17 protein-coding genes are annotated in these 20,942 nt (G+C 64.3%); 4 read left to right on the forward strand and 13 right to left on the reverse strand.

The features are described 5' to 3' along the window. Window positions 1-53 precede the first annotated feature (53 nt). The 7 genes from C8D77_RS09465 to C8D77_RS09495 form a co-directional block, all read right to left on the reverse strand. Window positions 54-2,081: a CocE/NonD family hydrolase gene (locus tag C8D77_RS09465; protein ID WP_109661723.1), complete on the reverse strand. Its 2,028-nt coding sequence runs from the start codon at window positions 2,079-2,081 to the stop codon at window positions 54-56. 48 nt (window positions 2,082-2,129) lie between these two features. Next, entirely contained in the window at window positions 2,130-3,104 is a 975-nt protein-coding gene (locus C8D77_RS09470; protein ID WP_109661726.1) for an ABC transporter ATP-binding protein, read from the reverse strand. Then, window positions 3,101-4,084 (reverse strand): ABC transporter ATP-binding protein, encoded by a 984-nt coding sequence (locus C8D77_RS09475; protein ID WP_109661728.1) that lies wholly within the window; start codon window positions 4,082-4,084, stop codon window positions 3,101-3,103. The genes C8D77_RS09470 and C8D77_RS09475 overlap by 4 nt, the downstream gene beginning before the upstream one ends. Then, the gene (locus tag C8D77_RS09480; protein ID WP_109661729.1) at window positions 4,081-4,920 is read right to left on the reverse strand and encodes an ABC transporter permease; all 840 of its coding nucleotides are present in this window, start codon (window positions 4,918-4,920) and stop codon (window positions 4,081-4,083) included. Before C8D77_RS09480 ends, C8D77_RS09475 begins: the two co-directional genes overlap by 4 nt. A 28-nt stretch (window positions 4,921-4,948) precedes the next feature. Next, window positions 4,949-5,896, reverse strand: coding sequence for an ABC transporter permease (locus C8D77_RS09485; protein ID WP_109661732.1), 948 nt, complete (start codon window positions 5,894-5,896; stop codon window positions 4,949-4,951). A gap of 52 nt (window positions 5,897-5,948) precedes the next feature. Then, window positions 5,949-7,508 (reverse strand): ABC transporter substrate-binding protein, encoded by a 1,560-nt coding sequence (locus C8D77_RS09490; RefSeq protein WP_109661733.1) that lies wholly within the window; start codon window positions 7,506-7,508, stop codon window positions 5,949-5,951. Window positions 7,509-7,821: 313 nt separating this feature from the next. Next, a complete protein-coding gene (locus tag C8D77_RS09495; protein ID WP_109661735.1) occupies window positions 7,822-8,814 on the reverse strand; it encodes a dipeptidase in 993 nt (330 codons plus the stop codon). A gap of 231 nt (window positions 8,815-9,045) precedes the next feature. Here C8D77_RS09495 and C8D77_RS09500 point away from each other — a divergent pair, with 231 nt between their 5' ends. Together C8D77_RS09500 and C8D77_RS09505 are read left to right on the forward strand one after the other, a co-directional pair. Next, complete coding sequence (locus C8D77_RS09500) at window positions 9,046-11,046, forward strand: S9 family peptidase (protein WP_109661737.1); 2,001 nt, start codon at window positions 9,046-9,048, stop codon at window positions 11,044-11,046. Continuing rightward, window positions 11,043-12,314, forward strand: coding sequence for an NAD(P)/FAD-dependent oxidoreductase (locus C8D77_RS09505; RefSeq protein ID WP_109661739.1), 1,272 nt, complete (start codon window positions 11,043-11,045; stop codon window positions 12,312-12,314). Before C8D77_RS09500 ends, C8D77_RS09505 begins: the two co-directional genes overlap by 4 nt. 26 nt (window positions 12,315-12,340) lie before the next feature. Here the strand turns inward: C8D77_RS09505 and C8D77_RS09510 are convergent, their stop codons facing one another. Further along, window positions 12,341-13,234 carry a LysR family transcriptional regulator gene (locus C8D77_RS09510; protein WP_109661741.1) on the reverse strand — a complete coding sequence of 298 codons (894 nt, stop codon included), beginning with the start codon at window positions 13,232-13,234 and terminating at the stop codon, window positions 12,341-12,343. Window positions 13,235-13,362: 128 nt separating this feature from the next. Between C8D77_RS09510 and C8D77_RS09515 the strand changes: the two genes are divergently transcribed. Together C8D77_RS09515 and C8D77_RS09520 are read left to right on the forward strand one after the other, a co-directional pair. Further along, window positions 13,363-14,700, forward strand: a complete 1,338-nt coding sequence (locus tag C8D77_RS09515) for an aromatic ring-hydroxylating oxygenase subunit alpha (protein ID WP_170136712.1) — start codon at window positions 13,363-13,365, stop codon at window positions 14,698-14,700. Between the two features lie 84 nt (window positions 14,701-14,784). Continuing rightward, the gene (locus tag C8D77_RS09520; RefSeq protein ID WP_109661744.1) at window positions 14,785-16,431 is read left to right on the forward strand and encodes an acetolactate synthase large subunit; all 1,647 of its coding nucleotides are present in this window, start codon (window positions 14,785-14,787) and stop codon (window positions 16,429-16,431) included. Between the two features lie 51 nt (window positions 16,432-16,482). On the opposite strand, the gene C8D77_RS09525 is transcribed toward C8D77_RS09520, so the two are convergent. From C8D77_RS09525 to urtB, 5 genes are read right to left on the reverse strand one after another with little or no spacing between them, the layout of a single operon-like run. Then, complete coding sequence (locus tag C8D77_RS09525) at window positions 16,483-17,652, reverse strand: substrate-binding protein (protein WP_109661746.1); 1,170 nt, start codon at window positions 17,650-17,652, stop codon at window positions 16,483-16,485. Window positions 17,653-17,694: 42 nt separating this feature from the next. Further along, window positions 17,695-18,396 carry an ABC transporter ATP-binding protein gene (locus tag C8D77_RS09530; protein WP_109661748.1) on the reverse strand — a complete coding sequence of 234 codons (702 nt, stop codon included), beginning with the start codon at window positions 18,394-18,396 and terminating at the stop codon, window positions 17,695-17,697. Window positions 18,397-18,398: 2 nt separating this feature from the next. Then, complete coding sequence (locus C8D77_RS09535; RefSeq protein WP_109661750.1) at window positions 18,399-19,103, reverse strand: ATP-binding cassette domain-containing protein; 705 nt, start codon at window positions 19,101-19,103, stop codon at window positions 18,399-18,401. Then, window positions 19,100-20,086, reverse strand: a complete 987-nt coding sequence (locus C8D77_RS09540; protein ID WP_109661753.1) for a branched-chain amino acid ABC transporter permease — start codon at window positions 20,084-20,086, stop codon at window positions 19,100-19,102. Before C8D77_RS09540 ends, C8D77_RS09535 begins: the two co-directional genes overlap by 4 nt. After that, window positions 20,083-20,940, reverse strand: a complete 858-nt coding sequence (gene urtB, locus C8D77_RS09545) for an urea ABC transporter permease subunit UrtB (RefSeq protein WP_109663235.1) — start codon at window positions 20,938-20,940, stop codon at window positions 20,083-20,085. The genes C8D77_RS09540 and urtB overlap by 4 nt, the downstream gene beginning before the upstream one ends. Window positions 20,941-20,942 lie beyond the last annotated feature (2 nt).

The raw sequence follows: 20,942 nt of genomic DNA on the forward strand, positions 1-20,942 counted from the left end.
GAGAATGATTTGTTCGCCATTGCGGGCTTTGATCGCCAGCCCCGCTGCCGCTCTCAGTTGAGGTCGCGCGGATACTCCCTGACCTCGGCACGGTCGACGATCAATTCATCGCCATCATGGGCCGTGATGTGGGTCTCGATCCGCCAGACATCGCGCAGCGCGTGCACCGTCGCCTTTACCGAAAGCCGCGCCTGCCAGTCGCCACGGCCATAGGACTTGTCCCAGGTGCAGGTACCAACCGCCGAATTCGGATCGTCCGGGTGGATGGTGAATCGGTCGACGTGCCTCGCCGAAAGGACCATTCCGGTATGCGGATGCAGCACCGTGCCGCCATCATTGACCACTTGATAGACGGTTTCGCCAGTGACCTGGTCCGTCGACACCGAGCGCTGGAAGCCGTCGCCCTTGGCCAGCACCTCTTGCTCCATCGGCCTGGCGCTTTCTGGGCCGGGGAAGGCCGCCAGCGTGTCGTCCAGCGGCTGCGGTGGGCGCACCGGCAGGATCAGCCGGCTGTCGCCGCAATGGATCGACAACATCGCCTGCTCGGCGGTCGGGAAGACGATCGGCCAGTGGGATGTCGCCAATGCCAGCCGGATACGCTCGCCGACCTCGAAACGCTGCCCGCAGCAGCGCAGCTTGATGCGGACCGTCTCCGCCTGGCCCGGCACCATGGGCGCGATGTCCAGATCGCCGTTGCGGTGGCTGAGGTTGAGGATGCCGTAGCTGACGCGCGCGGCAGCACCGTCCGCGAACACCTGCGACAGAGTGGCGGAGAGGAGCGCGACGGGCTTGTCGGAGGAGAGCTTGACCTCGAATTCGGGGAAACCGAGGATCTCGACCGCTTCGGTCAAGGGCGCGGTTTCGAAGATCAGGGCATTGCCTTCCTCTATGCGCTGGTCGACCGGCAAGGTCGGCATCACGCCATAGCCGCACCAGGCGCCGGAAGACAGGCCGGCCGTCTGTGGCGACGAAATCTCGAGGATCGCATCTTCGCCCCTGGCCTCGCTCAGCGCATGCGGCGCAAGGTTCAACACCTTTTCGCCGACGCCGGGTCCCGGCCACGACGGCTCCGCCACCCAGCGGCCGGGCCTCTCGTCATAGATCGCCGCCGGCCGTGCGGGATCCTGAATCCAGGCGCGCAGCATCGGCTCGTCGGCGATGCCGGTGTCGATGCCCTTGAGATACTGATCCCACCAGCGCAGGCACTCCTGCAGGAAGCCGATGCGCGGCCCGGGCATGGCGAAATGGGGATATTTGTGGCCCCAGGGTCCGATCAGCCCTTTGCGGGGACCGCTGAGCTTTTCCAGCATCCGGAAGATCGGATTGGGATAGCCGTCGGCCCAGCCGCCCACGGCATAGACCGGGATTTCGACATCGGAATAATCCTCGCAGATCGAACCGTGCTTGTAGAAATCGTCGCGGCGCTGGTGTTCGAACCAGTCCTGCATCCAGATGCCATTGCCGTTCAGCCGTTGCTCCCAAAGATCGCGCCAGCGGTCGCCGACAATGAGCGGGTCCGGCGGCGTCATGGCGATCGCCCAGGCGGTGGTTCCCCACATCAGATTGTCGCACATCATGGCACCGCCGAGATAATGCACGTCGTCGTTGTAGCGGTCGTCGGTCGAGCACAGCGAGACGACGGCTTTCAGCGCCGGCGGCCGGCGGGCAGCGACCTGCAGCCCGTTGAAACCGCCCCAGCTGATGCCGATCATGCCGACGCTTCCCGAGCACCAGGATTGCCGGGCCAACCATTCGATCACCGCCAGGCAGTCATCCTGCTCCTGCTTCAGATATTCGCCCTTGCACAGCCCCTCGCTGTCGCCCGAACCGCGCATGTCGACCCTCACGCCAGCATAGCCGTGACCGGCGAAATAGGGATGCGTCAGCGCATCGCGCTCCACCGTTCCGTCACGCTTGCGATAGGGCAGGTATTCGAGGATCGCCGGCACCGGGTCGGCCTCCGCGTCTTCCGGCAGCCAGACACGCGCCGCCAGCTTGACGCCGTCCGGCATCGGAATCCACAAATTCTCGATCTCGCGGATTTTTCGCGGGAAATCGGTGACGACGCGGATATCTTGCATGACGGCTCCTCTCAACGCCCCGGCCGACACTTGCGCCAGTGACGATCCTTACGTGTTCAACGGGAAATGGCAGGTCAGGCGGCTGTTGCCGACCGCGACCGGGGCAGGGACATCCACCGCGCAACGGCGCTGGGCCTGCGGGCAGCGTGTGTGGAATTCGCAGCCTGAAGGGCGCGCCAGCAAGGAGGGAACGTCAGCCGGCAGCGTGATGCGCTGATGAACCCGATCTGGGTCCGGCTCGGGATTGGCTGACAGAAGTGCTGCCGTATAGGGATGGTGCGGGGCGCGGAAGATCGCCTCGGTTTCGCCCTGCTCGACGAAGCGTCCGAGATACATCACCGCCATGCGGTCGGCGATCTGCCGCACGACGTGCAGATTGTGGGTGATGATCAGCATCGACAGGCCCATGCGGTCGCGCAGATCGTTGAGCAGGTTCAGCACCTCTCCCTGCACGGAGACGTCGAGACCGGCGGTCGGCTCGTCGGCGACGACCAGCACCGGGTCCAGCGCGATCGCCCGCGCCACGCCGACGCGGCGCGCCTGGCCGCCGGAAAGCTGGTGCGGGTAGCGGTCGGCGAAATCTCGCGGCAGCCCGACCAGCGCAAGAAGCCGTGTGACTTCGGCGCTCAGATCGCGATCCGACAGGCCGTGAATGACGAAAGGCTCCGACAGCAGCGACCGCACGCTGAGCCGTGGCGACAGCGATCCGACCGGATCCTGGAACATCATCGGCATGCGCCGCCGCACCGGCTTCAGGGCGGCGTTGGACAGGCCTTGCAGTTCCTGCCCTTCAAACAGGATCGTGCCCGCTCTCACGGGCTGCAGACCGTTGAGCGTGCGCGCCAGCGTCGTTTTGCCCGAGCCGGATTCGCCGACCAGCGCGAAGGTGCTGCCTCGTTGAAGGGTGAAGCTGACGCCGGAGACCGCTTCGATTTCGGTGGCCCGCCCCGCGAGCCTGGCGGACAGGCCGCCGACCCGGAACGAGACGCGCAGATCGCTGACACGGAGCAGGTCTTCGCTCATGCGCTCATCGCCCCCAGGGAAACGTCCGCGTGCCAGCAATGGGCGATATGAGATCCGCCGATAGGGGCGTTGGGAGGCGTCGTCAGGCATTGGGCGTCGGCACGATCGCAGCGCGGCTGGAAGACGCAGCCGCTTGGCCGGCGGCGCAGGTCCGGCAAGGTCCCGGCGATGGTCGGCAGGCGGGCAACACGCTGCGACAGCCGCGCGGGGTCGCAGGCCAGCAGCTTCTGCGTGTAGGGATGGCGCGCGTCGTGGAAGATCTCGCGGGTCGTGCCGCTCTCCACCACTTCGCCGGCATACATCACGATCATCTCGTCGCAGAGTTCGGCGATCACACCCAGATGATGCGAGATGAACAGCACCGAGCAGCCGATGTCGCGCTGCAGATCCTTGAGCAGTTCGATGGTCGCCACCTCCAGCGTCGCGTCGAGCGCCGTGGTCGGTTCGTCCGCGATCAGCAGCGCCGGCTCCATCATCAGCGCCATGGCGATGGCGATGCGCTGCTTCATGCCGCCCGAGAATTCATGCGGAAACTGCGTCAGCCGGCTTTCCGGATCGGGAATGCGCACCTTGCGCAGCATGGCGACGGAGCGTGCATCCTTGTCCCGCTTCGACAGACCCGAGCGATACTGGATGTCGCGCATCTGGCGCCCCACCGACAGCACCGGGTTGAGCGCGCCCATCGGATCCTGGAAGACGGTGGCGATGCTTTGGCCGCGCAGACCACGCATCGCCGTGGGGCCGAGCCGGGCCAGGTCCTGGTCGCCCTCGAAGATGATCTCGCCCGATGTGATTTCGCCATTGTCGGCAAGCAGGCCGAGAATGGCGTTGATGAGCGTCGATTTCCCGCAGCCGGATTCGCCGACCACGCCGACGCTGCGGTTGGCCGGCACGGAAAAACTTACCTGCTTCAGCGCCTCCAGCCTTCCGCTCTCGGTGTGGAAGGCGACGTTCAGATTCTTGACCTCGAGAACCGTCATGAGCGTCCCTTCAGCCGGGGGTCGAAGAGGTCGCGCAGCGTCTCGCCGAAGAAGGTGAAGCCGAGCGTGGTCAGCACGATCGGCAGGCCGCCGGCAATCACGATCCAGTAGGAATCGCGGATGTTGGCGAAGCCGTCATTGAGGATCGCGCCCCAGCTTGGCGTCGGCGGCCGCACGCCGAGCCCGAGGAAGCTCATTCCGGCCTCGATCGCCACCACCACGGGAATGTCCATCGATATCAGGATCAGGATCGGGCCGATGATGTTGGGCAGGATATGGACGCGCAGGATGCGGCCGGCGCTGGCGCCCATCGAGCGCGCCGCCATGACATGTTCGGCCGACTTCAGCACCAGCGTCTGCGTCCTGATGATGCGGGCATAACCCGGCACGTTGACCAGCATCACCACCAGCACCACCGCATAGAGCGAGGGGCCGAACAGGGTGACCAGCGTCAGCGCCAACATGACGGTGGGAAAGCTCTTCACGGCATCGAAGATCAGCAGAAGCACATTGTCGAGCCAGCGCGGCCCATAGCCAGCGATCAGCCCCAGCACGACGCCGACAACCAGCGACACCGCCGTCGCGCCGAGCGCGATCAAAAGCGCGACGCGGCCGCCGTACAGCACGCGGGTCAGAAGATCGCGGCCGAGATGGTCGGTGCCGAGCAGGTGCAGGAGGCTTGGCGGAGCGAAGCGTTCGGCCGGCGATATCTTGCTCGGCGCATAGCTGGTCAGGGCGCTGGCAAACACTGCCGACAGTACCACCACCGTCACCAGCGTCAGGCCGATGGCGCCCAGCGGCTCGCGCATGATGCGGCGCACGGTGCGCCACATCATGCCGAGACGGAAGCTGCGGGATGGCAGCTCAGTTGAAACTTGATCTGACACGGGGATCCAATAGGCCGACCAGGATGTCAGCCGCTACGTTGACGAGGACGAAGAAGACCGTGGTGACCAGCACGGCTCCGGAGACGATGGGGTAGTTGCGCACCGAGATCGCCTCGTAGACCAGCTTGCCGATGCCGGGGCGGGCGAAGACGATTTCGGCGAAAACGGAAGACGACAGCATGTGGCCGATGCCGACGCCGAGCAAGGTGATCGTCGGCAGCACGGCGATGCGCAGCGCGTAGGTATAGACGATCCGGTGCTCGGTCAGGCCAAAGGCACGCGCCGTGCGGATATGGCTGGCTTCCAGCGTCTCCAGCATCGAGGCGCGCACCATGCGCGAGATGTAGCCGATCCAGCCAAGGCCGACCGCCAGCGATGGCAAGATGAGGTGCTGAAGCCGGCTGGCGAGGTCGCCCGGTTCGCCGGCGCCGATCGCCGGCAGCCATTGCAGGGCGACCGCGAACACCAGCAGCGAATAGATGGCGACGACAAAGGACGGCACGGCGATCATCGCCACCGACAGCACGCCGATCACCTGATCGACAAAGCCGCCGCGCCGCACTGCCGCGATGCAGCCAAGCGGAATGCCGAGCGCCACCGACCAGGTGATGCCGCCGACCACCAGCGCCAGCGTGAACGGAAGCTGTTCCATCACCACGTCCAGCACCGGCCGGTTCGACAGCACCTCGGTGCCCAGGTCGCCGCGCAGGACCGATCCGTAGAAGTGGAGGAACTGCCGCCACACCGGCTGGTCGAGGCCCATGCGCACGCGCAGCGCCTCCATCATCTCCGGCGTCGCGCGCGGCCCCAGTGCGACGGAGGCCGGGTCACCGGGAATGAGGTAAACCATGGCGAACATCATCATCATGGCGACGCTGATGATGATGGCGCCAAGCCACAGACGCTTGAAGGCGTAGCGGATCATTTTCGGTACCTGTGGGACGGTCTTTGGCGGGGACGAGCCCCGCCCGCCGATATCATGCCGGTTTGAAATCGGTGAACACGGGTTCGCCATTCGGCTTCAGGCCGGCCACAAGCCTGTCTCGATTCATGATGCCGGTGACCTCATGCGTCAGGAAAACGTAATTGCCGTTCTCCTCCATCAGGTCCTGCAGCTTCTTGTAGATGACATCGCGTTTCGCCGCATCGAGCTCGACCATGCCTTCGGCATTGAGCTTGTCGAACTCCTCGCTGGAAAACCGCTCCCAGTTCCAGACGCCGATCTGGTCGCGGGTGAACCAGGCAGTCGCCCAGCTCGGATCCGGCTGCATGGAGAAGCGGCTGACGATCATCTGCAGCTTCTTCCAGTAGTCGCCTTCCTTGGCGCCAAGCGTCCAGAAGGTGCCGCTGTCGTTCTGCTTGATCTCCACAGTGAGGCCGACATCCTGCAGGTTCGACTGCACGACCTGCGCCGCGGTCAGGCGCTCGGTCTTGTTGAGGATGTCGAGCGTGATCGTCGTGCCGGCCAGCCCTTCCTTGGCGATCATGTCGCGGGCGCGGTCGGGATCGAAATCGAAAAGGTTCTTCTCGCGATGGCCGGGCAGGCCGGGCGCGATGATGCCGGTGGCGATGGCGGCGGCGCCGAAATAGGCGGCGTCGACCACTGCCTTGCGGTCCACGGCGTACTGAACCGCGCGGCGCATGTTGGGATTGTTGAAGGGAGCGACATCCTGGTTCATGCCCAGCCAGACAAAGGCCAGCGAAGGCTTCTCGACCACTGTCGTCTTTGGCGGCGGCGTCTGCTTCAGCCGCGAGATGGAGGACACCGCGGTCCAGGTGTAATCGAGGTCGCCGGCCTCATAGCCGAGTTCGGCCGTCTTCTCGTCCTCGATCGGATGGATGTGGATTTCCGCGAAGGCGCCTTGCTCGTATTTCCAGTCGGGATTGCGCACCAGCACCGTGCGCTGCTTGGGCAGCCATTCCTTCAGGATGTAGGGGCCCGACTGGGCCACCGGCTTGACGCCCATCTTGCCACCGAGTTCGGTGATGGCGCGCTTCGACAGGATGGTGCCGGACGGCGTCGGCAAGGTCGACGTCCACAGCGGTGCGAAGGCCTGCTTCAGGTGGATCAGGCCAGACAGCTTGTCCTTGACCTCGACCTCCTTGAGCGTGGCCCAGTCGCCGGAATAGGGGCTCTTGTTGGCGGGGTCGGCGATGCGTTCGATCGAAAACTTGACGTCTTCGGCCGTCATCTGGCCGTAGCCATCGGTGAAGCCGATATTGTCGCGCAGTTGGAAGGCGACGGTCAGCGGATCGAGCTGCTTGATCGTTTCCGCCGCCATCGGCCGCCAGCCCCAGCTGTCGCCCGGCGTGGTGACGACGAGGCCGGCGAAGATGACGCTGGTGATGTCGCCTTCAGGAGCTGCCAGCCGGAAGCAGGGGTCGAGCGTCTGGATGTCGGCATAGGAGCGCACCTTCAGGATCGGACCGTCGCTCGACCAGGAAACCCGTGGATTGACCATTGAGGCGAGACCAAAGGCGCCGGCTCCGGCAAGCAGGCTGCGGCGGGAAACCCTAGTGTCGGCTAGATTGGACATGCTCTACCCCTCTGCTGTTTTTCGTAGTCTTGTTTTTCAGGCCGCTGGCCATTCTCCAAGCCGGGCCGAATGTGTCGTTCGGCTAAAACTGCTAATAATAGACACACATGTCTAGCGAAAATTTTGCCGGCACGTCCGAATCTTGGATACGGACGATCTTGCGGAAAATCTCGATATCTGTTCCGACCCGCCGGCGCGTCGACTTTGGCAGGCGGGCGGGCGAAATGTGATCGCCCACATGGCGCGGCCTGGCCCGCCATTCGGTGGGATCTGGATCAAGTGCTGGAGCGGAGATGCGCCTCTCCGCCGCCGGTCACTTCCAGATTTCAGCCGCCAGGCGCATGAAATTGCCGCCCAGGACGTCGCGCACGGTTTGCTCGGACTGGCCACGGCGGAGAAGAACCTCGGTCAGTTCGCGCATCTGACCTGGAGCCGAGTAGCTTGTCGCCCCCTCCGGATATTCGCTCTTGGGCCAGAATTGCGGGTTGTCGGAAATGATGCGGTCAATGCCTTTGAAGTCTACCGGAAAGGCGTAGTCCAGTCCGATGCCGACATGATTTGGACCAACCAGATCGACGAGATATTCGATGTGGTCAGCCAGCCTGTCCGAGTCCGTCCGTCCTTCTCCCAGGAAACGATTGAGCCCGACGATCGCGACGATGCCGCCGGTGCGCGCGCAGGCCTTGATCTGCTCGTCGGTGATGTTGCGGCCATGGCCGCACAGGGCCTTGGCGTTGGAGTGCGAGAATATGACCGGCCTGTTGGAGTACTCCATCACCTCCATCGAGGTGCGGTAGCCGGTGTGGGTGACGTCGACGAACATGCCGAGACGGTTCATCTCGTCGATGACCTGGCGGCCGAACGCCGTCAGATTGGTCTCGACATCGTGACAACCGCCGCCGGCGAGGTTGTTCCTGTTGTAGGCAAACAGGATCTGGCGGACGCCCAGATGGTGATAGAACTCCACCATCTCAATGCGGCCGTCGAGCGCGTTCATGCCCTCGATGTCGAAGGTGATCGCCAGTGTGCCCTCGAGCTTGGCCTTGCGGATTTCCGCGACGGAGGAGACCAGCGTGTAGTGCTCAGGATTGGCAAGGATCCAGTGGCGGAAATTCGCCAGGGTCCGCACTGTCTGCTCCCAGGGCAACAGGTCGAAGCCGACATCGATCGACAGATAGTTGATGCCGGCGTCACGCCAGATCTGCAGATTGTTCAGGTCCGCGGCTGGGTCCGGCATGAAGCCGGAATGCGCATCCCATATGATTTCACTGTCGAAAATGGCCTTGGCGGCAGTCGAAACGCTCACTTTTCCTCGCTCTCTCGGCAACACCAACACGACGGAAGACCGGATCAAGCGGCGTTCCGGACGTGCGATTCAGATGCAGTGCGCATCAAGTATCAGGCCACAGACACATGTGTCTAGACAGTCCGGAATGAGCCTGTATGGTCGCCGTCGCTGCCATTTGGACAATGCGGCGCGGCTCCAGCGAATGGATGCGCGACGGGTCCTGAACGCATCCTTGTGTGAGGGTATTCGATGCAACGGGATTTTCGCTCGTCAGTGGAATTCGAAGCCGTCCACAGGTTCTACAGCGATCTTCTGGGCGCACCCGGACATGTTTTCGGCGGCCGCTCGCTGTGTGGTCATCAGGGTGCTGGGCAGCTTTATTTTATCGGCCAGAGTTTCGAAGGACCGATCGAGGGCGGAACCAGCAGCAGGCTCTACGAGGTCGAGCGCGGCAGTGGCGCGATCAAGCGCCTCAGCGACAGGGAAGCGCGTCAGATCCGCTTGTCGCCCGACGGCAGACTGCTGGCATTCGCCTGCCAGGGTGAAGGTCCTGCGACGGACCTAATCGAGACGAGATCAGGCGGCGCCGTTGTCGCGAGCGTCGCCTTGCGTGGGCGCATCGAGCAGATTGACTGGTCGCCGGACGGCAAAAGGCTTCTTCTCGTGGTTGCCGGCGCCGCCGCGGACCTTGCCGGCATCCATGGCGGCTATGCCCAGAAGCAGCCCGCTGAAGCCGAGGCCTGGCTGCCCGAGGTGCGGCTCGGCGAAGGCGAGGATTTGTGGCGCACCCTGTGGATATGGGATCTTGAGGGCGCTGCGCGCCAGCTCACGGCACCGCCGTTGAATGTCTGGGAAGCAAGCTGGTCCGGCAAGGACAGCATCGCGGCACTGGTCAGTGACGATCACAGCGAAGGCAGCTGGTACAGGGCGCGGCTGGCACTGGTCGACGCCGGCTCGGGTGAGGCACGGATCGTTCACACGCCGCGGGACCAGATCGGCTGCGTCAGAGGCAATCCGAGCGGCGACAAGGTCGCGTTCGTGCAGGCCTTCTGCAGCGATCGCGGACTGGTTTCAGGCTTGCTTTCCATTCTCGACGTGACGACGGGCGACGTTGCAACGGCGGACACGCTGGGCATCGATGTGACGTCGATCGAATGGCGCTCGACGACGATGATCCATTTCGCCGGCGCGCGCGGTCCCGAAACGGCAAGCGGAGATTTCTCGCTCGAGCGGTCGGTTGCCACGCAACATTGGGCGTCGCGTGAACTCACCCATGGTGAGTGGGTGCCCGCGTCCAGTCCGATCGGTGACAAGGGCTCGCTGTTCATCGCCGAATCCTGGTCGCGCGCCCCGTTCCTGGCCGAAGAGACCAACGGCACAATTGTCGAACTGGCCTCGCTGGCGGCACAAGGTGAAGCCGGCGCCACAGCACCGTGCGGCACGATCGAGCCGTTCGAATGGACAGCGCCGGACGGGCTGAAGATCCAGGGCTGGCTGGTGCGGCCACAGGCGGTCACCGGCCCGACGCCGCTGTTGGTCGACGTCCATGGCGGCCCGGTCTCCGCGCACCGCAATCGCTGGCTTGCCCGGTCACGCGCCGGCGCCATTCTCGCCAGCCGCGGCTGGACGGTCCTCTTCCCCAACCCCAGGGGCAGCACCGGACGCGGCGACGACTTTGCCCGCGCGGTGAAGGGCGACATGGGCGGCGCCGACGCGCAGGATATCATCTGCGGCGTCGACGCGTTGATCGAGCGGGGCCTGGTGGATACCGCGCGCGTCGCCGTGACGGGTACCAGCTATGGCGGCTTCATGTCGGCATGGCTGCCTTCGCAAACCGGCCGTTTCGCAGCGGCGATACCGATCTCTCCGGTCGGCGACTGGTACAGCCAGCACCGGACATCGCAGATCCCCGAATTCGACGAGATCATGCTGACGACGTCGCCATGGGAATCCGGTGGCGACTATTTTTCGCGAAGCCCTGCCTTCCACAAACAGAAGAAGATCGTGCCGACATTGATCATGGCCGGCGCTATCGACAAGAGCACACCGCCCGGCCAGGCCGAAGAATGCCATTTCGCGGCGCTCAGATCGGGGGCGCCGAGCGCGCTCGTCATCTATCCGAATGCCGGACACAGCCTGCGCGGCTATCCCGAATACATCGATAGCGCCGCCCGCATTCTGTGGTGGCTGGAAAGACATGTCGGTCCAGCCAACGGCACCGGACCATCAGCAAAGGGAGACCAGGGATGAGTTCAAACGGCAGCCATGGCGGAGGCGATAACAGACATATCGCGGTGATCGGCGGCGGCATCATCGGCTGCAGCGCGGCTTTTCATCTGCTGCGGTCCGGCGTGCGCCAGGTGACGGTCATCGATGCGGGCCAGCCGGGTGCCGCAACCACCAGCGCTGGCGCGGGATTTGTCTCCCATTGGTCCGCCGGCATGATCCCGCTCGGCGAAGAGGGTTTTCAGCTGCAGCAATATGGCCTCGATTTCTATCGCCGGCTGCACGAGGTCGGCGTCGAGATCGGCTATCGGCCAAACGGCACCTTGATCATGGCGCTGACCGAGGACGGGCGCGAACGCTTCGTCCGCCCGGTGCTGGACTCTCCCTATGCGCCGCCGGAAATGCAGGATCTGAACGCCGCGCAGATCGGCCAGAAGATGCAGGGCCTCATCGATCCGGCGCGGGTTCATTCGGCGGCCTACAATCCGCATGGCATCCAGCTCGACACCAAGCTGGCGATGGGTGTGCTGACCGGCCAGATCAGCGAGCTCGGCGGCATTTTCCGCAGCAAGACACGTGTCAATGCCGTCCGTGATGCCGGCGACCGGGTGACGATCGAGACCGATCAGGGCAGCCTTGAGGCCGACGGCGTGATCGTTGCCGCCGGCGCCTGGAACAACCAGGTCATATCAGGCCTTGGCTGGCAATTGCCGCTGCTGCGGGTCGTCGCAACGCGCATCGTCACCGACGACCGTGGGCTGCCGTCGACCATTCCCACCGTCCAGTGCCGCGAATTGCGGCTGTGGCTGCGCGAGACATTCGGCGCCGTCATGTGGGGAACCGGCCGGCACTACAAGCCCTTGTACAAGACGAATGACAGCGAAATCGAACCCGGCCAGCCGCACAATCTCGAGCTGATGCGGGAGACCTCCGAGCAGGAGCTTGCCGAGCTGCAGACGGTGTTCCCGCCGCTGCGCGGTTCGACGATCGCGAGCTGGGCGCAAGGCGTGCCGTGCTACACGCCTGACAACGGCCTCATCGTCGGCAAGGTGCCCGGCAGCGACAACGTCGTGGTTGTCGGCGGCGACAACGAGAGCGGCGTCACCCATGGACCAGGTCTTGGCCGGCTCTCCTGCGAACTGGTCCTCGGGCAGACCCCGTTCGTTTCCGCCGAGCGGTTCCGTGTCGATCGCTATGCCTCCGACGCCTTCAAGTCGGAAGCCGAGATCGAAGCCGCCATGCCGGTCTGGGGCGCGCGTCATGAGGCGTCGCGGTTTGGTCGCGAGGCCTGATCGGAGCTGTCCCCGACGCTGGCCTGTCAGCTGTCGCCGACGCTATCGAGCAGCGCCTGCGCCACCGCCCTGACCACCGGGCCGGCATTCTTCCTCATGACGATGTGGAAGGAGCCGGCGTGGCGACGCGAGGTCTTGGTCAGCCGGACGAGCTGGCCGCGACGCAGATGCTCGTCGGCGAATCCCGCCCAGGCGAGTGCCGCGCCGCGCCCGGCGATGGTTTCGTGTATCATCGACATGTAGCCGGTGAACCGAGGTCCATCGAGTTTCCGGTCGGTCCCGATCCACGATTGCCAACTGTCGATCGCGCCCGGCGGCGTCACCTGATGCAGCAGCGGCACTGTCATGAAAGCCTCGGGCTCTTCCGAGCCGAGCGCCGGATAACGCGCCAGGAACGCCGGCGCGCAAACCGGGAACCATTCACCGTCGAGCAGTTTTTCGGTCAAGAATTCGGGCCATTGCCCGGCTTCGCCGAAACGGATCGACAATGCCACTTCAGGCTGGTCGAAATCCCTGTAGTCGGTGGATGTCTGCAAAAGCACCCGGCCATCTGCCACCCGCGAGGTGATGAGGTCGAAGCGCGGCATCAGCCATGCCTGCGCGAGGTCGTGGCTGCAGCCGACCACGAATGTATCGCTATCGTGCGCGGTCAAATCCTCGACCGCTTGCCTGATGGTGCTGAGACCCTCGCGGATCGCTTCGGCCAGCGTGTTGCCGGCCCCGGTGACGGCGACGCGATTGCCTTTGCGCGTGAACAGTTCGACCGACAGCTGGCGCTCAAGATTGGCGACATGCCTGCTGACCGCCGATTGCGCGATGTTGAGCTCCTGCGCGGCCAGTGTCAGCCCGCCATGCCTGGCGGCAGCCTCGAAGACGACCATGGCGTTCAGCAGGGGAAGCGATGTCTTGAGGGTTTTCACGGTCCAAACCTGCCTTCATGCCTTTTCGATATGAAGGTCTATCATATCTGTATTTGCCGCAAGCCTTTCCGCATCGCACACTCTATCGAAACATCATCCTAACGCCAGCGAGCAGAAAGGTGTTTGCCGTGCAGGCCTACACACCGAACAGCCAGCCTATCGACAGAAGCGAGACCGTCAGGCTGATCGACCGGCAGCGTCCTGACTGGTCGCTGGAACAGGCCTTCTATGCCGACCCGGCAATCTTCGCGCTGGAACGGGACTTGTGGTTTCCGCGCCAATGGATGCTTGTCGCCCATGCCAGCGAGGTGCCTGAAAAGGGCCGCTACATCGTGCGCCAGCTTTTCGACGAGGAGATCATCGTCGTGCGCTTCGGCGACGGCGAGGAGGACATCGCTGCCTACTACAATGTCTGCACCCATCGCGGCTCGCGGCTCTGCGCCAAGGATGGTCGCGGCAAGCTTCTGGTCTGCCCTTATCATGCCTGGTCGTTCAGGCTGACCGGCGAACTGAAGTCACGGCAGGATCTTCCGGCAAGCGTCGATCCGGAAGCGTTGGGACTGCACCGCGTGCCCTGCAAGAGTTTCGGCGGCCTCGTCTTCTGCGGCCTTGATGCCAATTCGCTGCCCGACATCCAGCCTGTCGCGGACGGGCTGACGGGCGGCTTGCGCGAAAACGGCCTCGACCGTGCACGCATCGTCGCGCGCAAGAATTATCTCACCAAGGCGAACTGGAAGCTGGTGCTCGAGAACTTCCTCGAATGCTATCACTGCCGGCCGGCTCACCCCGAATATTACCGCGTCAATGGCCACGTCAAAGTGACCGCGACCCGCGACGTCGACAAGGCAGTCGAGTGGCAGAACGAAATCGAGGCCTGGCACAGCGTCATCGGCGATGCCGAGTTCCACAAGGGCGCATGGCAGGCCGGCGACCTCGACACGATGCCGTTTGCCATGCACCGCAAGCCGATCGGCTCCGGCCGCAACACGCTGTCCAATACCGGCCAAGCAGTGTCACGCCTGATGGGCGGCCGTCACGCCTATGATGGCGGCGAAAGCGGCTTCCGCCTCGGGCGCCTGTCGTTTGCAAGTGCTGCCAATGACTATGTCACGCTGTTCCAGATGATCCCGCGCAGCGCCACGGAAACCGACGTCATCCTGACCTGGCTTGTCGACAAGGATGCCGATGGCGACATCGACGCCGATGCGATCAGCTGGATGTGGGACGTCACCACGGTGCAGGACAAGAAGATCACCGAGGACAATGCCGACGGCATCATGTCGCGCGCCTACCGGCCGGGGCCCTACACGCCGCTGGAAGGCCAGACGTCGTTCTTCGTGCAGACCTACCTGTCGGAACTGCGGTCGCTGCTCACAGGCACGCGCGGCGCGCCGCTCAGCCAGTGGTCCGCGCCGAAGGAGCTTTTCGCATCGCCGAAAGCGGCGAGCTGCAATACACGGCTCTGACCTGCGGCTGAAGACGCCTCTTTGAAGCGTCGCGTTCCGATGCCATATGAAGGTGGCCGACGGAATGTTGCGGGAGAGGTGGTCATGACCAAAGGTTCGGATCTGTTCGTCGCGGCCCTCGAGAACGAAGGGGTCGAACGGATTTTCGGCATTCCGGGCGAAGAAAATCTCGACATCGTCGAATCGATCCGCCGCTCGTCGATCCAGCTGATCCTGACCCGCCACGAGCAGGCGGCCGCCTTCATGGCCGCCACCTATGGCCGGCTCACCGGCAAGGCAGGCGTCTGCATCACCACGCTTGGCCCCGGCGCGCTCAATCTGACGACTGGCTCGGCCTATGCGCTGCTCGGCGCGATGCCGATGATCATGATCACCGGCCAGAAGGGCATCCTGTCATCCCGGCAGGCTCGCTTCCAGATCGTCGACATCGTCGCGGCGATGAAGCCGCTGACCAAGCTGTCGCGCCAGATCGTCTCACCGAAGATGATCCCCTCGCTGGTGCGCGAAGCTTTTCGCGTCGCCCAGGAAGAGCGTCCCGGCCCCGTGCATCTGGAACTGCCGGAAGATATTGCGGCTGCGGAGTGCGAGCCGATCGCACTGGTGCCGACGCACCCGGTCGAACTGCCGCTGGCCAGCCCGGGCGCGCTTGATCGCGCCGCCCGTATGATCATGGAAGCCAAGCGTCCGCTGTTGATGTTCGGCGCGGCGGCGTCGCGGCCGCGCGTGACCCCCGATGTCGCCCAGTTCGTGCTGCGCACGCAAATTCCCTATTTCACCACGCAGATGGGCAAGGGCACCGTGCCCGGCGGCACCGAGCTCTATATGGGAACGGCAGCCCTTTCGGAGCGCGACTATGTGCACGAGGCCATACAGCAGGCCGATCTGATCATCACCATCGGCCACGACACGGTCGAGAAACCGCCCTTCATCATGGGCGCCAAGGGGCCTGAAGTCATCCATGTCGGCTATCAGTCCGCGGATGTCGAGCAGGTCTATTTCCCGCAAGCGGAGATTGTCGGCGACCTCGGTCCTTCGCTCAAGCTGCTGGCGGACCGCATCGAGGGCAACATCCCCAACGCGCAGGCTTTGCTGCCGCTGCGTGAAGGTATTTTGAGTCGGATCGCCGCGCGCGCCACCGAAGATCGCTTCACGCCGCAGCGCATCGTGCATGACGTGCGCGCCGTGATGCCGGCCGACGGGATCCTCGCCCTCGACAACGGCATGTACAAGATCTGGTTCGCGCGCAACTACCGGACGCGCATGGCAAACACGATCCTGCTCGACAATGCGCTGGCCACCATGGGCGCGGGCTTGCCGTCGGCGATGATGGCGGCACTGCTCTATCCGCAGCGCCGTGTCATGGCCATCTGCGGCGATGGCGGCTTCATGATGAACAGCCAGGAATTGGAGACCGCCGTCAGGCTCAAGCTCAACCTCGTCGTCCTGCTGCTCGAGGACCACGCCTACGGCATGATACGCTGGAAGCAGGCGGTCGACGAGTTTCCGGATTTCGGCATGACCTTCGGCAATCCCGACTTCGTGAAATACGCCGAGGCCTATGGCGCCAAGGGGACCAGAGTTGGCGCGATCGCCGAATTGCGGCCCGCGCTGGAACAGGCCTTCACCGGCGGCGGCGTGCATCTCGTCGTCGTGCCCATCGATTATTCCGAGAACATCAGGGTGCTTGTCGACGAGTTGCGCGAGCGGCTCCCAGCGCCCCAAGCATCCTGATGGCGGCAACAATGCCGCCGTCAGGATTGCCTGGAACTGGTGCCGAAGCGCCTAGACCTTGCAATAAGGCGTTACCGGCGCGATGGTGCCGAAATCCTTGACGATCTCGTAGCCGATGCCGTCGCCCGCCGCCTTGCCGACATAGGAATGGCAGAGCGTGTGGTTGTTGGTGGCGTCGACGCGGATCTTGCCTTGCGGCGCGTCGAACTCGATCGACGGCAGCGCCTTAAGTACATCGTCGTCCTTCAGCGATCCGGCCTTCTCGGCGGCCAGCGCGTAGAGATGCAGGCCGTTGTAGCCGGCTTCGCCGATGCCGTTGACCATCTTTTCCTGGCCGAACTTTTCGCGGAAGCTCGAGATGAACTTCTTGTTGACCGGGTTGTCGAGCGCCATCCAGTAGGGTTGCGGCGCGTAGGTGCCGGCCGCCACGCCGGGCGGCAGTGCGTCCTTGTTGAAGACCTCGTCGAGCGGCGCGATCAGCGGCTGCTTGATGTCGAAGCTGCGATACCGCTTGAGCTGGGTGACGGCGTCGTTGCCGACCACCATCGACCAGACGACATTGGGCTTCAGCGACTTGATCTTCTGGAAGGCCGGGCCGAAATCGGTGGTGCCGAACGGATAGTAGTCGGCACCGATGATCTTGCCGCCAGCCTTTTCATAGGCCGCCGTGATCGCCTCGGTCATCTTCTGCGGCCAGGCATAGTCCGAGGCCATGACATAGATGGTCTTGCCCAGGTTCTCGGCCACCCACGGCATCATCGGATCGACCTGCTGCATCGGGATCGGGCCGGTGGCGACGAAGTACCGGTTGCATTCGCCGCCTTCGAAATTGGTCGGATAGAAGAACAGCTTCTTGGCCTTTGAGGTGACCGAGAGCGTCGCGCTGCGCTCGGGCGAAATGATCGTGCCCATGATCACGTCGGCCTTGTCTTCGTTGATAAGCTTGCGCGCCTTGTCGATGGAGCCCTTGGTGGTGGTCTGGTTGTCTTCGATGATGAGCTCGACCTGGCGCCCGCCAATACCGTTGGCGGCGTTGAGTTCGGCGGCGGCGAGCTTGTAGCAATTGAGCAGCGTCTCGCCGAGGATCGCCTGCAGCCCGGTGATCGGGATCGACAGGCCGACCTTGACAGTGTCTGCGGCGCGCAGGATTGACGGCGCGCCGACCATGGCAAAGGCGGCCGCGGCGCCGCCGGATTTCAAGACAGTTCTTCTGCTTATCATTGTTGTGTTCCCTTCTAGTCCCAGGCGCGCCCCATGCACGCCTTACAAAGCCAACAGGTCCTTCAGCAGGGTCTCGTCGGCGAACGCCTCCGGCGCGCCTTCATGGACGATCCTGCCCTTCTCCATCACCAGACAGCGGTCCGATGCCTTGAGAACGAGATCGAGATTCTGCTCGACCAGAACGATCGCGATGCCGCGTTCGCGGGCGATGCGCGGCACCAGCTCGGCGATCGACTGCACGATGTTCGGCTGAATGCCTTCCGAGGGTTCGTCGAGCAGCAGCACCGACGGCAGGCCGCACAAGGCGCGGCCGATCGCCAGCATCTGCTGCTGGCCGCCCGAAAGCGTGCCGGCGACCTGCGCTTCGCGTTCGCGCAGGATCGGAAAATAGCCGAAGATGTCGGCCGGAATGCCGTCGTCGCCACGGTCCTTGGCGGCGCGGGTGCCAACTTCCAGGTTTTGCCGCACCGTCAACTGATTGAAGATGCCGCGGCCCTGCGGCACATGCGCGATGCCCGCCCGCGCGCGGCGGAAGGCGGGTGCGTTCGTGAGGTCCTGGTCGCCGAGAACCACCGCACCGCCGCTCGCCCGCAAGCCGCCGGCGATGACGCGCAGCAGCGTCGTCTTGCCGGCGCCGTTGCGTCCGAGCAGGCCGACGACTTCGCCCGGCGCGACACTGAGGTCGATGCCGTTCAGCACCGGGAGCAGGCCGTAGCCGGCCGAGACGGCAAGTGTCCGCAGCATGGTCAGCGCCTCCCCAAATAGACGTCGCGGACCATCTCGTCGGCCTCGATGTCGTGGAAAGGACCACTGCGCAGCCGGCGTCCCTGATGCAGCACCAGCGTCTCGCAATTCAGCGCCCGCACGAAACGGATGTCGTGTTCGACCGCGACGATCGAGAATTCGCCCTTCAGCCGCAGCAGCATCTCGGCCGTTGCCAGCGTCTCCTGCGGCGTCATGCCGGCGGTCGGCTCGTCGAGCAGCAGCAGCCGTGGCTCGATCGCCAGCGCCATGCCGATCTCCAGCCATTGCTTCTGGCCATGCGCGAGTTCGCCAGCCAGCGTCGCGGCACGATTGGTGAGCGCGACCAGCTCCAGCAGCTCGCCGACCGGCCGGGCCGGTGACGGCACGCCCCACCGCGCCACCTTCAGATTGTCTTCCACCGACAGGCTGGAGAAGACCGATGGGATCTGGAATTTTCGCGCGATACCGAGCCGGGCGATGCGATGCAGCGGCAAGCCGGCGATGTCGCGGCCGAGGAAGCGCACGCTGCCGCTGGTCGGGCGCAGCGTGCCAGTCAGCACGTTGAGGAAGGTGCTCTTGCCTGCGCCGTTCGGCCCGATGATGCAGCAAAGCTCCTTGTCGTGCACGGTGAGATCGAGCGCCTCCAGCGCCTGAAGTCCGCCAAAGCGGATGCCGACATTCTTGGCCTGGAGCAGGACGTCGCTCATTGCGCGCGCCTCCGGCTCTTGAACAGGCTCTTCAGCCGCGCGTAGATCGACAGGATGCCGTCCGGCAGGACGAAGACGATGATGACGAAGACGCAGCCGAGCAGCAGCGGCCACAGGCTCGGGTTGAAGCTGCTGATCGTCTGCTGCGCGCGCTGGATGAAGATCGCGCCGAGCACCGGACCAAGCAGCGTGCCGCGCCCGCCGACAGCCACCCAGACGATGACTTCCGTCGACAGAAGCAGCCCGGAAAGGTCGGGCGCCACCAGCCCGGCCATGCAGACATAAAGCGCGCCGGCAAGCCCGGCGATGGCGGCGGACAGGGTGAAGGTGACGAGCAGCCGAAGTGGCGCGTTGTGGCCAAGGGCTGCGGCGCGGATTTCATTGTCCTGGATGGCGGTGAGCACCGTGCCCCAGCGGCCACGGCTGATAGACCACAGCGCCAGCACGACCACCGAGACGATCGCCGCCACGAAGATGTAGGAGGGCAGGTCCTGGCTAAGATCGACATGCGTGCCGCCAACATCGAATTCGATCGGCGGGATGCCGATCAGGCCGCTGTCGCCGCCGGTGACCGAGCTCCACGACACCGCGGCCTGCTGGCAGATGACGCCCATGGCCAGCGTGACGATTGTGAAATAGCTTCCACGGATGCCGCCGAAGAACAGGAAGTAGCCGATGATCGCGGCGACGAAGGCTGCACCCGCCACCGCCCCGATGATACCAAGCAGGCTTCCGAAGGGGATGGCGTCGTTGAGCGTGACCAGCGCCATGATGTAGCCGCCAATGCCGAAAAAGGCGGCGTGGCCGAAACACAGGATGCCGGTGCGGCCCCAGAAGAAGTCGAGGCTCGCCGCGAACAGGCCGAAGATCAGCGCGTCGCGGATCACCGTCAGCTGGTGGCCGTCGGCGAAGAGGGGATAGACGCCCGCGAGCGCCACGCAGACGGCGAAGATCAGCAGCCAGTTGCGGTCGCGGGTGATCATCGCGATGCTCCGTTGAACAAGCCGTTGGGCCGCAGACGGACAGCGACGATGGCCGCAAGCAGCACGATCGCCTGCGCCAGCGATGGCGAGATCTGGTAGTTGAGGATGCTGGTCAGCCCGCCGACGAAGACGCTGCCGGCGACAAGGCCGCCGATCGAGCCGACGCCACCGACGATGACGACAAAGAAGGCGTTGGCGAGGTAGTTCACCCCCATCTGCGGCAGGACGATCGCCAGCGGTGCGACCAGCCCGCCAGCGAGGCCGGCGATGGCCGCACCGAAGGTGAAGGCAATAGCGTAGGTGCGCCTTGTGTTGATGCCGACGCCCTCGGCCATCTCGCGGTTCTGGATAACGGTGCGGATGTCGAGACCGAAGGACGTACGGCTGATCAGAAGGATGACGCCGAGCAGGGTCAACATGGCGATGCCGATCAGGATCAGCCGGTAGGCCGGATAGACGGTGAAGATGAGGTCGAGCGTGCCCTCGATCGGTGGCGTCACCGGCTTGGCGCCGAGACCGAAGGTCAGTTCCAGCCCTTGCTGCAGGATCAGGCTGACGCCCCAGGTGGCGAGCACGGTCGAGACCGGCCTTGAGTAGAGATGGCGGATGATGGCGAACTCGAGGATGCAGCCGACCACCGCGCCGGCGATGGGCGCCGCGGCCAATCCCAGCCAGAACGAGCCGCCCATGCTCTGCACGAAATAGACCGCGAAGGCGCCGACGGTGACGAACTCGCCATGCGCCAGGTTGGTCACGTTCATCAGCCCGAAGCTGATCGCCAGCCCGAGCCCGACCAGCATCAGGATGCTGATCAGTGTCAGCGCATTGAGAAGCGTGGTGATGAGAAAATCCATCG

It is taken from the genome of Mesorhizobium loti, from assembly GCF_003148495.1.
Taxonomy (GTDB): domain Bacteria; phylum Pseudomonadota; class Alphaproteobacteria; order Rhizobiales; family Rhizobiaceae; genus Mesorhizobium; species Mesorhizobium loti.

What these genes read in the sequence shown, in the direction of transcription:
- C8D77_RS09465 (WP_109661723.1), bottom strand. Translation starts at nt 2,081, where the DNA reads ATGCAAGATATCCGCGTCGTCACCGATTTCCCGCGAAAAATCCGCGAG.
- C8D77_RS09470 (WP_109661726.1), bottom strand. Translation starts at nt 3,104, where the DNA reads ATGAGCGAAGACCTGCTCCGTGTCAGCGATCTGCGCGTCTCGTTCCGG.
- C8D77_RS09475 (WP_109661728.1), bottom strand. Translation starts at nt 4,084, where the DNA reads ATGACGGTTCTCGAGGTCAAGAATCTGAACGTCGCCTTCCACACCGAG.
- C8D77_RS09480 (WP_109661729.1), bottom strand. Translation starts at nt 4,920, where the DNA reads ATGATGTGGCGCACCGTGCGCCGCATCATGCGCGAGCCGCTGGGCGCC.
- C8D77_RS09485 (WP_109661732.1), bottom strand. Translation starts at nt 5,896, where the DNA reads ATGATCCGCTACGCCTTCAAGCGTCTGTGGCTTGGCGCCATCATCATC.
- C8D77_RS09490 (WP_109661733.1), bottom strand. Translation starts at nt 7,508, where the DNA reads ATGTCCAATCTAGCCGACACTAGGGTTTCCCGCCGCAGCCTGCTTGCC.
- C8D77_RS09500 (WP_109661737.1), top strand. Translation starts at nt 9,046, where the DNA reads ATGCAACGGGATTTTCGCTCGTCAGTGGAATTCGAAGCCGTCCACAGG.
- C8D77_RS09505 (WP_109661739.1), top strand. Translation starts at nt 11,043, where the DNA reads ATGAGTTCAAACGGCAGCCATGGCGGAGGCGATAACAGACATATCGCG.
- C8D77_RS09520 (WP_109661744.1), top strand. Translation starts at nt 14,785, where the DNA reads ATGACCAAAGGTTCGGATCTGTTCGTCGCGGCCCTCGAGAACGAAGGG.
- C8D77_RS09525 (WP_109661746.1), bottom strand. Translation starts at nt 17,652, where the DNA reads ATGATAAGCAGAAGAACTGTCTTGAAATCCGGCGGCGCCGCGGCCGCC.
- C8D77_RS09530 (WP_109661748.1), bottom strand. Translation starts at nt 18,396, where the DNA reads ATGCTGCGGACACTTGCCGTCTCGGCCGGCTACGGCCTGCTCCCGGTG.
- C8D77_RS09535 (WP_109661750.1), bottom strand. Translation starts at nt 19,103, where the DNA reads ATGAGCGACGTCCTGCTCCAGGCCAAGAATGTCGGCATCCGCTTTGGC.
- C8D77_RS09540 (WP_109661753.1), bottom strand. Translation starts at nt 20,086, where the DNA reads ATGATCACCCGCGACCGCAACTGGCTGCTGATCTTCGCCGTCTGCGTG.
- urtB (WP_109663235.1), bottom strand. Translation starts at nt 20,940, where the DNA reads ATGGATTTTCTCATCACCACGCTTCTCAATGCGCTGACACTGATCAGC.